The sequence below is a fragment of the Streptomyces sp. NPDC057939 genome (assembly GCF_042887545.1).
Lineage (GTDB): Bacteria > Actinomycetota > Actinomycetes > Streptomycetales > Streptomycetaceae > Streptomyces.
Window position 1 is genome coordinate 81308 of record NZ_JBHVPG010000032.1, and the last position, 16153, is coordinate 97460.

At 69.0% G+C, this 16153-nt stretch carries 11 protein-coding genes and 1 pseudogene; 7 read left to right on the forward strand and 5 right to left on the reverse strand.

Translation table 11 applies throughout. The features are described 5' to 3' along the window. Positions 1 to 86: 86 nt before the first annotated feature. On the reverse strand, positions 87 to 2096 hold the full coding sequence (locus tag ACFVS6_RS28650; protein ID WP_389708241.1) for a hypothetical protein: 2010 nt from the start codon (positions 2094 to 2096) through the stop codon (positions 87 to 89). Positions 2097 to 2605: 509 nt separating this feature from the next. Between ACFVS6_RS28650 and ACFVS6_RS28655 the strand changes: the two genes are divergently transcribed. From ACFVS6_RS28655 to ACFVS6_RS28685, 7 genes are all read left to right on the forward strand, one after another. Then, positions 2606 to 3220, forward strand: a complete 615-nt coding sequence (locus tag ACFVS6_RS28655; protein ID WP_389708243.1) for a YidB family protein — start codon at positions 2606 to 2608, stop codon at positions 3218 to 3220. 41 nt (positions 3221 to 3261) lie between these two features. Beyond that, positions 3262 to 4173, forward strand: a complete 912-nt coding sequence (locus tag ACFVS6_RS28660) for a flagellin (protein ID WP_389708245.1) — start codon at positions 3262 to 3264, stop codon at positions 4171 to 4173. Positions 4174 to 4338: 165 nt separating this feature from the next. Then, positions 4339 to 4701, forward strand: coding sequence for an STAS domain-containing protein (locus tag ACFVS6_RS28665; protein WP_389708247.1), 363 nt, complete (start codon positions 4339 to 4341; stop codon positions 4699 to 4701). A gap of 981 nt (positions 4702 to 5682) precedes the next feature. Further along, positions 5683 to 6987, forward strand: a complete 1305-nt coding sequence (locus tag ACFVS6_RS28670; RefSeq protein ID WP_389708249.1) for an FG-GAP-like repeat-containing protein — start codon at positions 5683 to 5685, stop codon at positions 6985 to 6987. A gap of 126 nt (positions 6988 to 7113) precedes the next feature. Further along, positions 7114 to 8286: an FG-GAP-like repeat-containing protein gene (locus tag ACFVS6_RS28675; protein ID WP_389708251.1), complete on the forward strand. Its 1173-nt coding sequence runs from the start codon at positions 7114 to 7116 to the stop codon at positions 8284 to 8286. A 101-nt stretch (positions 8287 to 8387) separates the two neighbouring features. Continuing rightward, entirely contained in the window at positions 8388 to 9749 is a 1362-nt protein-coding gene (locus ACFVS6_RS28680; protein ID WP_389708253.1) for an FG-GAP-like repeat-containing protein, read from the forward strand. Between the two features lie 111 nt (positions 9750 to 9860). Next, on the forward strand, positions 9861 to 11957 hold the full coding sequence (locus ACFVS6_RS28685) for an FG-GAP repeat domain-containing protein (protein WP_389708255.1): 2097 nt from the start codon (positions 9861 to 9863) through the stop codon (positions 11955 to 11957). A 312-nt stretch (positions 11958 to 12269) separates the two neighbouring features. Here ACFVS6_RS28685 and ACFVS6_RS28690 read toward each other — a convergent pair whose 3' ends face one another. The 4 genes and pseudogenes from ACFVS6_RS28690 to ACFVS6_RS28705 all read right to left on the reverse strand — a co-directional run. Further along, a complete protein-coding gene (locus tag ACFVS6_RS28690; RefSeq protein ID WP_389708257.1) occupies positions 12270 to 13052 on the reverse strand; it encodes a hypothetical protein in 783 nt (260 codons plus the stop codon). Continuing rightward, a complete protein-coding gene (locus ACFVS6_RS28695) occupies positions 12995 to 13525 on the reverse strand; it encodes a hypothetical protein (protein WP_389708259.1) in 531 nt (176 codons plus the stop codon). Before ACFVS6_RS28695 ends, ACFVS6_RS28690 begins: the two co-directional genes overlap by 58 nt. A gap of 1185 nt (positions 13526 to 14710) precedes the next feature. Next, the gene (locus ACFVS6_RS28700) at positions 14711 to 15925 is read right to left on the reverse strand and encodes a HEAT repeat domain-containing protein (protein ID WP_389708261.1); all 1215 of its coding nucleotides are present in this window, start codon (positions 15923 to 15925) and stop codon (positions 14711 to 14713) included. A 75-nt stretch (positions 15926 to 16000) separates the two neighbouring features. Further along, positions 16001 to 16153: pseudogene (locus ACFVS6_RS28705) on the reverse strand (AraC family transcriptional regulator); the annotation flags it as partial.

Consider the following 16153-nt stretch of genomic DNA (forward strand, 5'->3'; position numbering starts at 1 on the left):
CCGAACAGGCCGATCAACGAACCGGAATCAGAACCGCAAGACGTCGCGACCGATCGTGGGAAACATCCGGGGGTCAGTCGCGGCGGTCACCTGGCGCCCGGGCCCCGGTAGGTGAGGTAAATGCCGTGACGGTTGACCGCGGGGTTGCCGTCCCAGTAGGCCAGGCTGGGGGTGTCCGCGCTCCACGCTCCGGCGATCTGGGTGAAGGCACTCCAGGTGGTGCCGTCGTAGGTGGCCCAATACAGGCCCTGGTCGCCTTCGGGACCGCGGACGGCGCACCAGATCTTCCCGTCCTTGACGGCCAGGCCCACACCGGCGCCGGGAGCCGTCTTGCGGTCCCCGGGAAGGGGCGAGGACAGGTTGCTCCACTTGGTGCCGTCGAAGGTCATCGAGGTAAGCGCTCCGTCCTGTTGTGGGGACGAGTCGCCGTGTTTGGCCGGGTAGACGCAGTAGAGCTTGCCGTTGAACGCCACGAGTGCCGGGCTGCCGACGGCTTTGAAGGGGCCACCGAGCGGGGTGAAGGGGCTCCAGTTGGTGCCGTCGGGAGCGCTGGCGTGCATCAGCCGGCCGGTGCTGCCGTCGGCGACCACGCAGTGCAGCGCGTTGTTGAAGGAGCACAGGGCGGGCCCGTGGCTGGAGGTCAGGTCGGGGAAGGTGTTCGGGGTGGCGCCATTGTGGGCGACGACCCCCCAGTGGACGGCGCGGTCGGTGCCCTTGCCCCTGAACGCGTAGATGGTGTTCTGCCCGTGCCGGGCCAACGCGGGGCGGGCGCCGCAGCCGGCTGCGAGTTGCCACCAGCCGCCGATGCCCGAGTTGTCGTGCTGACGCCCGTGAAGCGCCTGCCGGCTGCTGTCCTCGGTGGCCAGGAAATGGAGATTGAAAGCGGCGGCCTGGGCGGGTCCGAAGGGGCTGTTCAGGCCGATGGTCTGGGTGGCGCTCCACTGGCCGTCGTCCCACATCCCGATCTTCTTGTACACGACCTGCGTGGTGGCCGTCGGCTGGCGCAGCGGCCCGGTCTGGGCAGTGAAGGTCAGTCGGTAGTGGCCGTTGCCGGTGAAGTCCAGAACGGTGTCCCTACCGTTCAGGGCCTGAAGGCCGGCACGGGTGTAGGCCACGCTGCGCTCGGCCACCAGGTCGTCGTCGTTGGAGAGCCATCCCAGGACCCAGTCCAACAGGGCCGCGACGACCGCGATGACGGCCGCGAGGGCCGCTTCCTGCTTCTCGCCGTCCTTGATGATGCTCACCGCGGCCGTGGCGCAGGCATCAGCAACGTCACGCAGTCGGGCGCGCAGTTCGCCGAAGACGTCGCCCTGGTCCTTCTCCCAGCACTGGATGTTGGTCATCAGGTGATGGCCGACCTCTCCGTGGAAGAGGTGCGCCCCGGCGGGGAAGGGCCTGCTCTCGCCGCTGTCGACGTCGCCGAACTGGGGTGAGGCGTAGGTGCTGCGGGCGTTGCTGTCGGCGCCGGCGGCGCACATCCAGTAGATCTCGTCCGAGCTGTTCCACTGGTCGTCGGTGGAGCGCACGCAGGTGAAGCTCTTCAGTGTCAGCGTGGTGGGCAGGACCAGCGAGTCGGCGACCTCCTGGGCGGGGGGCGCGGTCAGTACCGTGGCGCCGGACCCGGTGGCCGCCATCGCCTCCAGGAACACTTCGTCGTCCACCGGCTGTCCCTCGGACAGGGTGGTGACGTCGACGATGTTCACGTTCGGCTGCGCGAGGATGCCGGGCAGCAGGGCGGTCAGGTCGCGGCCCAGGTCGGCGAGCGTGTAGGGGTCGGCAGTGGTGAGGCGTGCGATCTCGGTGGGGAAGACCTGGTCCACGCCCGTGGGCGCGGCCTCCTGGAACGCCTGGCCGGCCGCGGTGATCTCCTCGTCGGAGATCACCCCGCGCAGCATGTGGAGCAGGCTCTCCTCCAGTTCGGTCAGTTCCAGGCCCCGCTCCTTGCGGGCCGCGGCGTGCAAGGTCACCCCGGCCAGAAGGTTGGCCGGCCGGCGCAGCCGCAGCCGGTCCACCGACCGCGAGACCTTCGGATCACCACTCAGGCCGGCCTTCAACCGGGCAAGACGGTCCTCGAAGTTGATGTCGAGCTGCGTCATCCGTCACTCCTTCGGGTCACAAGGGCCGAAGGTCAGCCCGCGAAAGAAACGTAACGAAGAGTGACGAACAGGTCATTCGAACATCCGAGAACGGCCGGATCCCGACACCAGCCATGACAACCGCACCCGCGCCCGATGGTCGGTGTGTCGCGCTGTTGCTTCGCCTCGGGGGTTGGGGGCTCACAGCGGGTGCAATGTCCCTGGCCTCCCCGTCGGAAGCCGCGTCGAGGAGTCGGATCGCCTGCGTTGCGGCCGGGAGCGATGGAGGGAGAAGAACGTGCCTGCCCGTCTCTGTGGGCGGGGCCGATGTTGATGGGCGCGAGCACGGGTGGCTGCCGCTCGCACGACGGGTGCGTCGCCGTACGCCGGCCGAGCGGTTCAGCCGACCTGTCTCCGCGCCTTCGACAATGCGGATGGCGCGACCGGCATGGCCGGATCACGCTCTGTCGTCGAATTCTCGCATTCGGTAGCGTTCCAGGCGTTGGCAAGATCATTACCGAGGGAGTTCGATGAGCGAGACCACGGTGGCCCCTGTGCTGGGACAGCTGCTGACGGCCCTGTCGGCCGGGCCCGGAACATCGGCCAAGTTCGAGTCCTGGATCGGCCACGGCGCCAACGAACCACTGTCTGCGGAAGAAGTGGCCGCCGCCGCCCCCGCCGGCATGCTCAGGCAACTGGCGGAGCTGGCACAGGTCAGCGAAGCGGAAGCCGCAGCCGCTCTGGCTGTGGAGATCCCCGCTCTGGTGGACGCGATTCCGGCCGAGACCGTCGAGGCGTTCCGCAAGGCATCGAAGATCGCTTACCTGACCCCCGAGGAGGAAGCGGCCGCCGAGCAGATCGTGGCCGAGACGCGGGCTCTTGCGGCAGCCCTGCCACAAAGCGGTTCCTGGCTGGGCTCCGGCCCCAACGAACCTCTCACCGAGGAGCAGGTGGTCCAGGCACTCGGCGAGGAAAAGATCGCCGAGGCCGCCGCGGCGCGAGGTCAGGACAGGGCCGAGGTCATCGCGGAGCTGACGCGGACCCTGCCGGTGTTCATCGACGCGATCTCCCCGTACGGCTGGGTCGATGTCGATGTCCTGCGATTCGTCCTGGCACAGGACGACGTGAACGTGACGCCCGCGTAGCGCTTCCCGAACCTCCACGACCACCGACTGGGACTGATCACATGCTGACGCTCAACACCAACATCATGTCGCTCACCACGCAGAACTACCTCAACATCACCGGCTCCACCATGGGAGTGGCTGCCGAGCGGCTCGCCTCCGGCAAACGCATCAACTCCTCGAAGGACGACGCGGCGGGCCTGGCCATCTCCGACCGCATGACCACCCAGATCAACGGATCCGTCCAGGCATCGCGCAACAGCAACGACGCCATCGCCCTCGCACAGACCACCGACGGCGCGCTGAAGGAAGTCACCAACAACCTCCAGCGCATCCGCATGCTGACCGTCCAGGCCGCCAACGGCATCCACGCCGTCACCGACCGCACTGCCATTCAGCAGGAGGTCGCCCAGCGGCTGGAGGCCATCGACACCATCTCGCAGCAGACCCAGTTCAACGGGATCAAGGTGCTGGCGAAGAACACCAGCATGAACTTCCAGACCGGCGCCAACGACGGCGACATCATCGCCGTCGCCATGAAGATGCTCAACGTCAACACGCTCGGCCTGGAGTCCTACGATGTTTCCAAAACGCTCGCCTTCACCGACGCGACCGAACCCACACGGATCAACTACACCGACCAGGACGGCAGGCCCGCGGCCACCGGCAAGAACGACGCGGTGACGGCCGGTACCTTCCTGATCGACCCGCTCTCCCAGATCGACGCGGCGCTGGTCGAGGTCACCGGCCTGCGCTCGATCCTCGGCGCCGTCCAAAACCGCTTCGAGTCCAGCATCCGCACCCAGGACACCGGCGTGGTCAACCGCAGCGCCGCACACGAGCGCACCGACTACGCCCTCGAAACCGCGAACCACACCCAGGCCAGCATCCTCCAACAGGCCGGCATCGCCGTCCTCGCCCAGGTCAACGCCCAGCCCAAGAACATCCTCCCCCTGCTCCAGCAACTGGGCTGACTCCACTCTTCCCCATGCGCCCCCGCCCTCGACCACACTCCGAGCAAGTGGTTTTCCCGCCCGATGCCCTCGGACGACGGGCCCCGGCCCCGGCATGATGCCCGGGGCCGGTCTTCCGTCAGCGGTAGACGGTCGACCCACACCCACGACGCGATGATCGACCGGATGCCCCAGAACATCACCCCGGCCGGCCACAGCCGGAATCCCGACGACGCCCTGAACCGCCTGCGCCGTGCCTTCGGGCTCGCCCTGGCCCCCGACTCCTCCGGGCTGACCATGCTCCTGCACCTGCGCCGACGCTGCCTTCGCGAAGGTGGAACCCTCGTACTGGCCAACGCGCAGGCCCAGGTCCTCACGGTCCTCGACCTCATCGGCACCCACGACGCCTTCCGGTGGCTGGTTGCGCATACCGGCACCAGTCGCCCCTGTCCCTGCCGGCACCCCGGTGAACCCGCAGCCTGGGCGGGGTCGCCGCATCCCACCCGCGTGCGGCCGTGCTGGGCCCAGGTGTCGTTCCGCGCAAGGTGATCGGCCCGTATCCGCGCGTGAGGAGCTGGCCGCGGCCGAGCTGAAGGGGGCGCGCCCCCTGCCGAAGATCCCTGCGTCACGAGGAGTTCGTCGGCTGGTCGCTGCTATGGGCCGAAGCACCCATGGTGGTTCCATTCCGGGAATCGTTGCTGCCCCCGCACAACAGCGCCGAGGGGGCGGTGGCGGGGCCGGTGGACGGAACAGTCCACGGCCCATTGTGTCCGGACTGAACCCCTTCCACCCTGCCTGAGCGGCGGCGAGAGTAGTTCCCGTCAGCAGGGAACACCGCCCCGGCAGACCGGACCACACAGCATCACCGCGGGATGCAGAGCGGTTCCGGGCACCGGCAACACGTCAGAAGAGGACCGTCTTCATGCTTCGCTTCCGTCTCGCCCAGGCCTCCACGGTCTCCAGTCCCGTCACCGCCCTCGCACCGGTCTCCCCAGTGGCCATCGCGCAGACCACAGGCTGATCCTGACCTCACGCCACGGGGACCAGGTCCTCGCCCATCGGCTCACAACTGCTCCTGCAGGACTGCCGCTAGCAGGCCGCCGCCACCTCGGTTGAGCCCTCGCACCGAGCCCGTGTGCCCAGCCATCGGCCCGACTTCCGCGGCACCCCGTTCCCCCATGCCAGAGGCATGCCCCGCCATGCCTGAAATCGCATCCGCCATACCCGGTACGACCGTCACGCCCGGCATCGCCCGTCCCGCCCCGTCGTGGGCACGCAGGCCACGGTCTGGTCCTGACCACAGCCCCTTTACCCGGTCCCGGCGTGCCGGCACTGGTGACCACCTCTGATGCAAGCGCGTCGCCGCAGCACCCCTGCCGTCGCCTCGCGCGGCCCGCCTCCGACCGCTGTTCCTGCAGGGCAGCCGTCACATCCCGCCGCATCACCAGCAGCCTCGGGCCGGCCACCGTCGGCAGTCAGTCCTGACGCGCCCTCACTCTTCTCGCCCCACAGCAATCCAAGGATCCCGCCATGTCCAAGCGTGCCCTCACCCTCGCCGCGGTCGCTGCCGCCGCCGTCGTCGCCTCCTTGGTCGCCATCCCGAGCGCGCAGGCCGCCGGACGCCCCGACTTCCAGCTTCCCGCACCGTGCGGTGAGACATGGACCGCGACCACCTACTCAAGCCACTCGCCCGCATACTCGGTGGACCTGAACCACTATCCGGGCGACGACACCGGCCGCCCGGTCGTAGCGAGCGCGGCAGGCACCGTGACCGTCGCCGACTCCGGGGGCGGCTGGGCAGGTACTCATGTCCGCATCGACCATGGCGGCGGCTGGACCACCCACTACGCCCACCTGTCCAGTACGGCGGTGACCTCAGGCTCCACCGTCGCCGCAGGTCAGATGATCGGCCGAGTCGGCAGCACCGGCAACTCGGACGGTGCGCATCTGCACTTCGAGCAGACTCTCAACGGTGTCGGGCAGCCCGCCGTCTTCGACGGAAGCACCTATACGTACTCCACCAGCAACCTCACGAGCAGCAACTGCCGATCCCCCGAGCCGGCGTCACCCGCCCCCGTCTCGGCGGTCGGTGACCTGACCGGGGACGGCAGGCCCGACCTGCTGGCCCGTGCAAGCACAGGGGCAAAGACCCTGTGGGTCTACCCCGGCCTGGGCAACGGCAGGTTCGGCACCCGCATCGACAACGGCGGCTGGGCCTCAATCGACCAGATCACCGGAGTGGGTGACGTTACCGGCGATGCCCGTTCCGACGTCCTGGCCGTGGAGAAGTCCACCGGCAAGCTGTGGGTGTACCCGGGGCAGACCAACGGCCACCTCGGTGCCCGCGTCGACAACGGGGCCGGCTGGAACGACATGCGCATCGCCGGTACGCAGGACTTGAACGGCGACGGCAAGGGTGACCTGTTGGCCGTCGAGACCGCGACGGGCAAGCTGTTCCTCTACCCGGGCCAGTCGGACGGCCACTTCGGCGGTGGCGTCCAGATCGGGACCAACTGGGACTCGATGAGCGTGGCTGCCGGAGCGGGGGACCTGACCGGCGACGGCAAGAACGACGTGGCAGCGGTCGAGGAAGCCACCGGCAAGCTGTTCGTCTATCCGGGCCTGGGCAACGGGACGCTCGGATCGCGCATCGAGGCGGGCACCGGCTGGGACGTGATGTCCGGCGTCACCGGAGCCGGCGACTACACGGGTGACGGCAAGGACGACATCGTGGCCCGCCAGAACGACGGAAAGCTCTACGTCTATCCGGGTATCGGCGCCGGAAAGCTCGGCGCCCGCATCGACAACGGCGCCGGTTGGAACTTCGACAACTGACCGCGACCGACCGGCGGTCGACCGCGCGATCCGTCGACCGGAACAGCGCTCCCGCCGGGCCGGTCCGCCCTCCCATACCCGGGACGGGCCTCCTTCCCTCACTTCACACCCACAGGAGAGTTCTCCGTGCTCAACCGCGCCCTGAAGGCCGCCGTCACCACCGCATCCCTGTCCCTGGTTCTCTCGCCGCTGCTCACCGCCGGCTCCGCGCAGGCCGCTTCGGTGGCCACCTGGGACAAGGTCGCGCAGTGCGAGGCCACCGGAAACTGGCAGATCATCGACGCCAGCGGAAGCTACTTCGGCGGTCTGCAAATCTCGCTCCCCACGTGGAACGCCTTCGGAGGCAAGGAGTACGCCTCCTATCCGCACCAGGCAACCAAGCAGCAGCAGATCCTGATAGGCGAGAAGATCCTCGCCGGTCAGGGATGGCGGGCCTGGCCCAACTGCGGCGGCCCCCTGGCGAACGACCACGCCGATCCCTACCCGCCCACCCCGCCCGCCCCCGTGGGCATGGTCCAGCTCACCGCGGCCGACTTCACCGGTGACGGCAAGGCGGACCTGGTCGGTGTCGAGTCAGCCACCGGAAAACTGTGGCTGTACCCGGGCAACGGCGCTGGCGGTCTCGGTTCCCGTATACAGATCGGATCGGGCTGGGGCGGTATGAGCAAGCTGTCGGCCGCCGACTTCACCGGTGACGGCAAGGCCGACCTGTTGGCCGTGGAGAACTCCTCCGGAGCCTTGTACGCGTACCCCGGCACCGGCGCCGCCAACGGGACGAACACCCTGGGTGCCCGTACGCAGATCGGCGGCGGCTGGGGCTCGATGCGCGACCTCACGGCCCTCGACGTCAACAAGGACGCCAAGCCCGACCTGCTGGCCATCGACACCAATGGAGCGCTGTGGTCCTACCAGGGCACCGGCTCCCTGGCCGGCATGAACACCCTGGGTGCCCGCACGCAGATCGGTTCCGGCTGGGCCGGCCTGACCGAACTGGCCGTCCCTGGCGACCTGAACACCGACGGCAAGCCCGACCTCCTCGCCATCGACGCGACCGGCGCCCTCTGGAAGTACCCCACCACCGGCTCCCTGGCCGGCATGAACACCCTCGGCGCCCGGACCCAGGTCGGATCCAACTGGGACAGCATGCGCCAGCTGGTCGGCGCCGACTTCAACGGCGACGGCAAGGGTGACCTCGATGCCGTCGAGGCCCCCACCGGGTCGACCGGCGCCTTCTTCTTCTACCCCGGCAACGGCAGCGGCGGCTTCGGCAACCGCGCCCAGATCGGCTCCGGCTGGTAGCCGCGCCACCGCAGCCGCACCGCTCACAGAACTCCGCGTCACCCGCACCACGCAGACCCCTTTCGCCGCGGTGCCCCGCATCGCCACCCCGAGGAGACCTCGTGTCCGTCATCACCCGTGTCCTGAAGACCACCGCCATCGCGACCCTCGTGGCCGCAGCGGCCGTCACGGCGGTGGACGCCGCCCCCCAAGCCACCTCCCCGGCCGCCCTGTCCGCCTCACCGGTCGCCGCGACCAGCTCTTCGGTCAACGGCAGCATCACGCGCTCCGAGGTCGTCTCCCGAGCGCAGTACTGGGTGGACCAGCAGGTCCCGTACAGCCAGGGCGCGGTGGCTCCGGACTCGCTGGGGCGCAACTACCGCACGGACTGCTCCGGGCTGGTCTCCCTGGCTTGGCATCTCGGGACCAGCCTGACCACCTACTCGCTGCCGCAGGTCTCCACCAAGCTGTCCGGCCTGGACGACCTCCAGCCCGGTGACGCGCTGAACAACATCGACGCCCACGTCGTGCTCTTCACGGGCTGGACCGACGCGAGTCACACCGTGGCCAACATCATCGAGCAGCCCAAGCCGGGCCTCACCGCCCGGAAGAACACCTACACCCGCAGCTACATCAACAGCGCAGGCTTCAAGCCCTACCGCTACAACAAGATCATCGAAGGCACACCGACGGCCCCCGACGCCGGTATGACCGACTTGACCGGCGGCAACTTCGGCGGCAGCACCGCCGCCGACGTCATCGCCGTCGAGTCCGCGAGCGGCAAGCTCTTCTACTACCCGGGCACCAGCGGCGGGCAGCTCGGGGCACGTGTCCAAGTCGGCAGCAACTGGGGCTCCATGAGCGAACTGTCCTCCGGCAAGTTCACCTCCGACGCCCACCGCGACATAGCGGCCGTCGACGCCGACGGCAAGCTGTGGATCTACCCTGGCAACGGCGACGGCACCTTTGGTAACCGGATCCAGGCCGGCACCGGCTGGGACTCCATGCACGACCTGGCGGGCGCCGACGTCAACAAGGACGGCAAGACCGACCTGCTCGCGGTGGGCTCCGACGGCAAGCTGTTCGCCTACCCGGGCAACGGCAACGGCGGATTCAACGACCGTGTCCAGATCGGCTCCGGCTGGAACGCCATGAACGACATCGTCAGCCCCGGTGACCTCGACAACGACGGCAAGGACGACATCGTCGCCCGTGAGGTCTCGACCGGAAACCTCTACGCCTACCCGGGCACCGGCACGTTCAACGGCATGAACACCCTGGGCACCCGCGTCCAGATCGGCTCCGGCTGGAACGCCATGACCAACCTGGTGAGCGGCGACTTCAACAACGACGGCATCGGCGACGTGGACGCGGTCGAGGCCTCCAACGGCGATACCGGCAAGTTCTACAGCTACCCGGGCACCGGCACGCTCAACGGCATGAACACCCTGGGCACCCGCGTCCAGATCGGCTCCGGCTGGTAACCCGCCCCACCCAGCACGGGCCCAGGTCCGCCGGGCCGCTCCCGCACCTCGTGCGGGAGCGGCCCGGGGCTTCTTCCTCCCTCCGCACTTCCCGAAAGGACGAGCGCCACCATGGCCCTCCGCCCCCGAACCCGCACAGCCGCACTCGGCGCCGTGATCGCGGCGGCCCTGGCGCTCGCCTGCCTGGGCACCACCCCGGCCAGCGCCGCCACCGTCCCCGACGGTGCGATCGCCACCCCCAACAAGGTCGTGCCCCTCAGCACCACCGGCATGGGCCTCCAGTCGGACAACGGCCGCGAGGCGGAGAGGATCGCGGCCTTCGAAGCCGCGCACCCTGCGCTCAAGCGGGCCAAAGCGGCCGACGTACTCGCCGACACCGCAGGAATCAGCACCGGCCGGGGCCTGTGCCACCCGTCCAACATCACCGGCGCCCAGGGCTTCTGCTGGAACACCGCCGATGACGCCACCGGCGCCTGGACGCCTCAGGGCCTCACCGGTTCCGGGGAGTCCTCACAGTCGGCGGCCCTCGTGGGGGGTCGCAAGGTGCTCATCACCGGCTGGTACGGAGCCTCCGGCAGCGAGCGCATCACCCTGGCCGATGTCACGGACCCCGCCGACGTCACCTACCGGCACGTCCAACTCGCCGCCCTCAACGGCGCCGGGGACAACTACGTCCCCATCCTCGGGGGCCACGCCAACGCCGTCGTCTGGGCAGGCAGCAAACTGTACGTCGCCTCCATCGGCAGCGGCTTCGACGTCTTCGACCTCAACGACATCTGGAAGATGGACGTCACCACCGGCACGGCCTTCGGCCTCGGCACCGACGGCAAGGCTCGGGGCGCGGGCCATGCCTACGTACTGCCCCGCCAGGGCAGTTACGCGTACACCGGTCAGGGCACCGGCTGCGGAAGCTACGCCGGCGTCCCCCAGCGCCCCTGCATCACCGCCGGCTCGCTGGACCTGACCGGTGCCCAGCCCGCCCTGATCACCGCCGAGGGCGATCCCGCCGCGGTCCAGAATACCTTCGGGAAGGCGTCCGCCCCCGTCGTGCGTTGGCCCATCGACCCCGCCACCGGAGTACTCAAGGCCGACGGCTCCGGCCGCGTGAAGGCCTCGGAGGCCTTCGCCTCGCCTATCGGCGGCACGCAGGGCGTCTCCATGAACAACGGCCGGCTCGTCCTCGCGGGTGCCTGCCCGGAGTTCGTACCCGCGGCGAACCAGCCGGACCAGAACAACATCCGCCAGTACGCCGGCTGCCTCTACGACGCACGCCCGGGCAATCCCGTACGCCTCGTCACGCACACCGCGGTGAATCCGGAGAACCTCTCCTACTGGCCGGGGACCGACCAGCTCTGGATCGTCAGCGAGGCTCCCGGTGACCGCAGCGTCGTCAACACCCCTTGGCCCAAGCCTCCGGCGGGGATGGGACGGCTGGCCGCGGCGGACTTCACGGGGGACGGGAAGCCGGACCTCACCGGTGTCGAGAGCGGGACGGGGAACCTCTGGCTGTACCCCGGCAACGGGGCCGGCGGCCTCGCCGACCGGATCCGCATCGGCGCCGGCTGGGACGCGTTGAGCGAGCTGACGGCCGCAGACTTCACGGGGGACGGGAAGCCGGACCTGCTGGCGGTGGACGCCTCGGGCAGCCTGTACCTGTACCCGGGCACGGGAAACGCGGCCGGCATGAGCACCCTGGGCGCCCGTACGCAGATCGGTTCCGGGTGGGGCTCGATGCGGGAGTTGACCGCACTGGACGCGAACAAGAACGGCAAGGCGGATCTGGTGGCCCTGGACACGGCCGGTTCGCTGTGGGTCTACCCGGGCACCGGTTCCCTGAACGGCACCGGCACGCTGGGGACGCGCAGCCAGATCGGTTCGGGCTGGGGCACGATGACCGAGCTGACGGTCCCCGGTGACCTCGACGCGGACGGCAAGCACGACCTGGTGGCCGTGGACGCCGCAGGAGTGCTGTGGAAGTACCCCTCCACGGGCACCCTGAACGGGATGGACACCCTCGGCTCACGCACCCAGTTCGGTACGAACTGGGACAGCATGCGGCAGCTCGTCGGCGCGGACTTCAACGGCGACGGCAAAGGCGACTTGGACGCCGTCCAGGCCCCAGCAGGTATGGTCGGCGCCCTGTACTTCTACCCCGGCAACGGCAACGGCGGCCTCGGCGACCGCACCCAGATCGGCACCAACTGGTAGCCGGCCGCACGATCCGCGCGGCGAACTCGCCGTCCCCAAGGCCTTCCCCCGAATCCATCATGGGGTGCGGCAGGGGTTCTCGTGTCACCTGCCCTCCGGTAAACCCACGACGTGCACCAACCTTCATCCGGCTTGGCCCGGCCCTTTGGCAGGGGGCCGGGCCAAGCCGTCGTCGCGGCCGATCGGTGGTCCGGTTCACACGGTCTGCGTCTTCCCACGTGGCACGATCGCGATCCCCATCGCAGGGCTGACAGGAACTGCCGCTGCGGTGCCGAAAACGGACGGGTGGTCACCTCCTCTTCCTCGCACTGATCAGTACGGCTGGTTCTCCGTCATCGCCGAGGTACCTGTCAGACGCAGCATCTTTCCCTTGTCGCTGATCTCTGTGGACCCTCTGTGACCGTCCGCTGTCCAGTTCAGCAGGCCGTTCCAACGGCAATCCCGCGTCTTGGCCTTGACGATAAGGGCGAACCGCACCATCTCCTCGTCGGTCACCACGAACGGGAACGCGGTGACAGGCGCTCGTTCTGGATCGCCACCCATGTCTCCGTCGGCGGGAACGATGGTGGTGACCGGCGAGTCCAAGTCCACGGAGATCATCTTGGACGTAACCAGCCCGCCGCCCCGGTAGTGAAAGTAGGGGCCCACCAGAGCGTCCTGGCATTCCTTCTGGATCTCCAGGCTGTCGATGGTGATGGTCTTCGGTGTCGAGCTCTGGAGAGTGAAGAAGATGACCTGGCGGCCTGCGGGAACCGCCTCCTCGTTTGTCTGCCACTGCCGGATGGTTTCGGTGATGAAGTCTCGTTCTCCGACCGGCAGCGTCTTGTTCGGCGCGATCCAGCCTTGAGTCGGCGACTGTCGGTCCACCTCTGTCGGTACCAGTTGCAGCGTGGTCTTCTCCGGCTGGTCGATGCCGAAGAGACGCTTGATGAATTCCTCAAGGGGCGTTGTGACCGCGGTAATGATCAGAGCAGTCGCAACAGCGCCAACGAGGGCCAGCACCTTCGGCCTCAGCAAACGGGCCCGCCGGCCATCGGTCACCGCGTGATGAGGTGGCCGCGGAGCAGGTTCCTCGTCGGGCTCCGTGCTGGACATGCCCGGCAGGTTAGGCGAGAAGCAAGCAGACAAGGGCAGGACAACTGCGACACGCCAGGCTCAGTCCCACACACGGCCCAAGGCGGTTGGCTCGCGCGGTAGGCCGTGCACACCGGCGCCCGACCGCCCACGCCGGCAATGTCGGTGGAGCCGGGCCAAAGTGGAGCCGGGCCAAAGTGGCTCGGGTGGCCGGCATGGGACGTGGGCGCGGCCTCCTGGAACGCCTGGCCGGCCACCGTGATCTCCTCGTCGGAGATCACCCCGCGCAGCATGTGGAGCAGGCTCTCCTCCAGTTCGGTCAGTTCCAGGCGCCGCTCCTTGCGGGCCGCGGCGTGCAAGGTCACCCCGGCCAGAAGGTTGGCCGGGCGGCGCAGCCGCAGCCGGTCCACCGACCGCGAGACCTTCGGATCACCACTCAACCCTGCCTTCAACCGGGCAAGACGGTCCTCGAAATCGCTGTCGAGCTGCGTCATGCGGGCTCCTCCGATGGTGGAGGGCCGCAAGCCGACCCCCGGAAGGGAACGTAACGAGACATACAGGAACATTCAGCGGAACTGGGCATAACGGCCGGTTTTCACGGCCCATAGACCAGTCGACCCGCACGTACACCCGTAACACGGCCAGCACCGCACACCCGCAGACGTGACGGATGCACGTAGGGGTCGACGGGCCCACCCGGGCCACTTCCCGCACGGACACCCGTAACACGACCAGCACCGCACAACCGCAGACGTGACAGGTGCGCGTGGGGGTCGACGGGCCGCAACACGGCTCGCGTCGGAACGGCTACGCGTGCGGATCCTGCGAGAGCCGGCGCCGGTACGACCTCTGTCGACAGGCCGGCGAACAGTGGCGGGCATCGGCACGCCCGAAGGTCACCTCAACACCGCAGCCCGCGCACGGCTTTCCTGAACCCTGTCCGCCGTTACGGATCCGCGTACGGGATGTGCGGCACGCCGCCGAACACAACACGTGCGTCATCAAGCGCTCCGCTCGACGGACGACCACCTGACCACAGACCACACACGGCGCCGGGTCCATCACCTCACCACGCCCCACCAGGCCCCACCACTCCGCCCCGGAAGACCGCCGGGACGACGCCGGCCGGGACAGACCCGTCACCGGATCCGGAGCCCCCGCCACGTAGCAGGCCTCACAGATCACCAACCACCCCGCCCACCACCGCCGCCTACCCAGCCTCACCGTCCCCTCGACCAAGAACCCCGCCGGCAACGGCGGCCGACCACACATCACACACAAACCCGTACGCACACCCGTCACACTCCCACCACCGCCAAGCCCCCCACCGACCACCACACTGCCAGGCGACACCACCCCAAACCGCCAACTCCACCAGAACAGAGAAGCGTGACAGCCGGCCGGCCGCCGGGGAATGAACCTCCGTGCATCCCCCGGCGGCCGGCTTTCGTCAGCCCTCCGGGCAGTGCCGGCAGGTCACATCACGGCCCGTGCGCAGCAGGACCCGCAGGCCGGGCCGAACTGTGTGAGTGCGCCTGAGTCAGGGGGGATCGCCCCGCCAGACGTACCGGCCGCCGTCCGGTCCGACGGGCTCGTAGTCGCAGCGGCCCCCGTGCCGTAGACCCCGTGGTCCGACATCAGCAGCGCCCCTCCCTCGACCTGACGCGGCGTCCAGCCAGTCACGTCCAGCAAAAGGTCTCGTGGAGGTCCGAGCCGAGCGGCATGGGATGGCGTTCCGCGGCAGTCAGGGCCATGATCTTCAGCAAATCCCGGCCTCTTGGAGTGAGCTCGGTGAACACCGGGCTGGTGTCAGCGGGGTCGAACAGTTCTTCCGCCAGGTTCTCGGTGCGGACCGTCGGCGGGCGGGGCACGCATTCGGTCGTCTCGATCCGAGGCAGGGCGCGGACAATCTCCAGAAGGATTGCGTCCGGGTTCTGGGCAGCTCTCATCAGGTGGAGCAGGCTGCGGACGGTGTAGCCGTGCAGGTCGCCGTCGTGGTGGGCGGTGGCGGGCTCGGGGGCCGGCTCGGCGCCGAAGGCCGCCAGTTCGGCGGCGATGCGCTCCGCGGGCGGCAGACCGGGCGCGGAGGCCGGGTGGGCGATCAGCAAGCGGGTCAGGGCGGTGGCGGCGGCCCAGCGCGGCAAGGGGTGCTCGTGGTCGAGGTGGTGGCGGAGTTGGCCGTTCGAGTCGTGGTCGGCGAGCAGTCCGACCGTCACCAGGACCGTGGCGATGCAGATCGGGTCCCGCTCGTCGTCGAGGCAGGCCTGCAGCGGGGGCAGGGTGGTGGTGGCCTCCTCGGGGAACCAGCCGAGCAGGTATGCGGTCTTGGTGCGGATGTCCGGGTCCCGGTCGCCGAGCAGTTCGAGGAGGACGGGAAGCTGGGCGCGGACCGCGTCGTAGGAGCGCAGTGCGCCCTCGCGGGCGTCCATGGGATGTCCCGCCGCGCAGTAGGCCCGTGCCTCACGCAAGTCGTCCAGCCGGTCCTGATCGGATTCGGCGGCGATCTGCTCGTCGTACCAGCGCAGGGTTTCCTCGGGGCTGATGGCCGCGGCGCGCCAGGCGGCGGTGTCGATGCCGAGCGGGAGGTCGTACTCGTCGTGCCAATCGATGGCCAGACGGGTCAGCAGCAGCAGTGCGTCGGCCCGAGCGCCGACCGGGCCCGCGACAGCGATCCGCGCCAGGAACGGCACGGCGTACGGAGAGGCCGAGTACCGGGTGCCCTGATGGAAAATGTTGCCGAACAGACTGCCGAAGGCGCTCTCCGGGGCCTCCTCGTCCGGCCCGCACACCATCCGGAGCAGGCCGGGCACATCCGCGGCGCTGCCGTAGGCGTGCCCCAGGGCCGTCCAATCGATGTCGTCCAGCCCTGCCAGGAGATCGTCGGATCGCTTCATGATCCCGTATGCTCGCAGGCACCGCTGACACCACGCCCACAGACGAGCTGTCTCCTGGAGCTCAGCGGACGGGGCTCACCGTGTCGCCGCTTTGGTCTCCGTCCCGGCCTCGTCCGTCCGGAAGGTGCGCCGATAGGCGGCGGGCGTCGTGCGCACTGCCTCGTGGAAGCGCCGACGCAGGTTGACGGCCGAGGAGAGGCCGACCCGGTGCGCGATCGTTTCCACGGG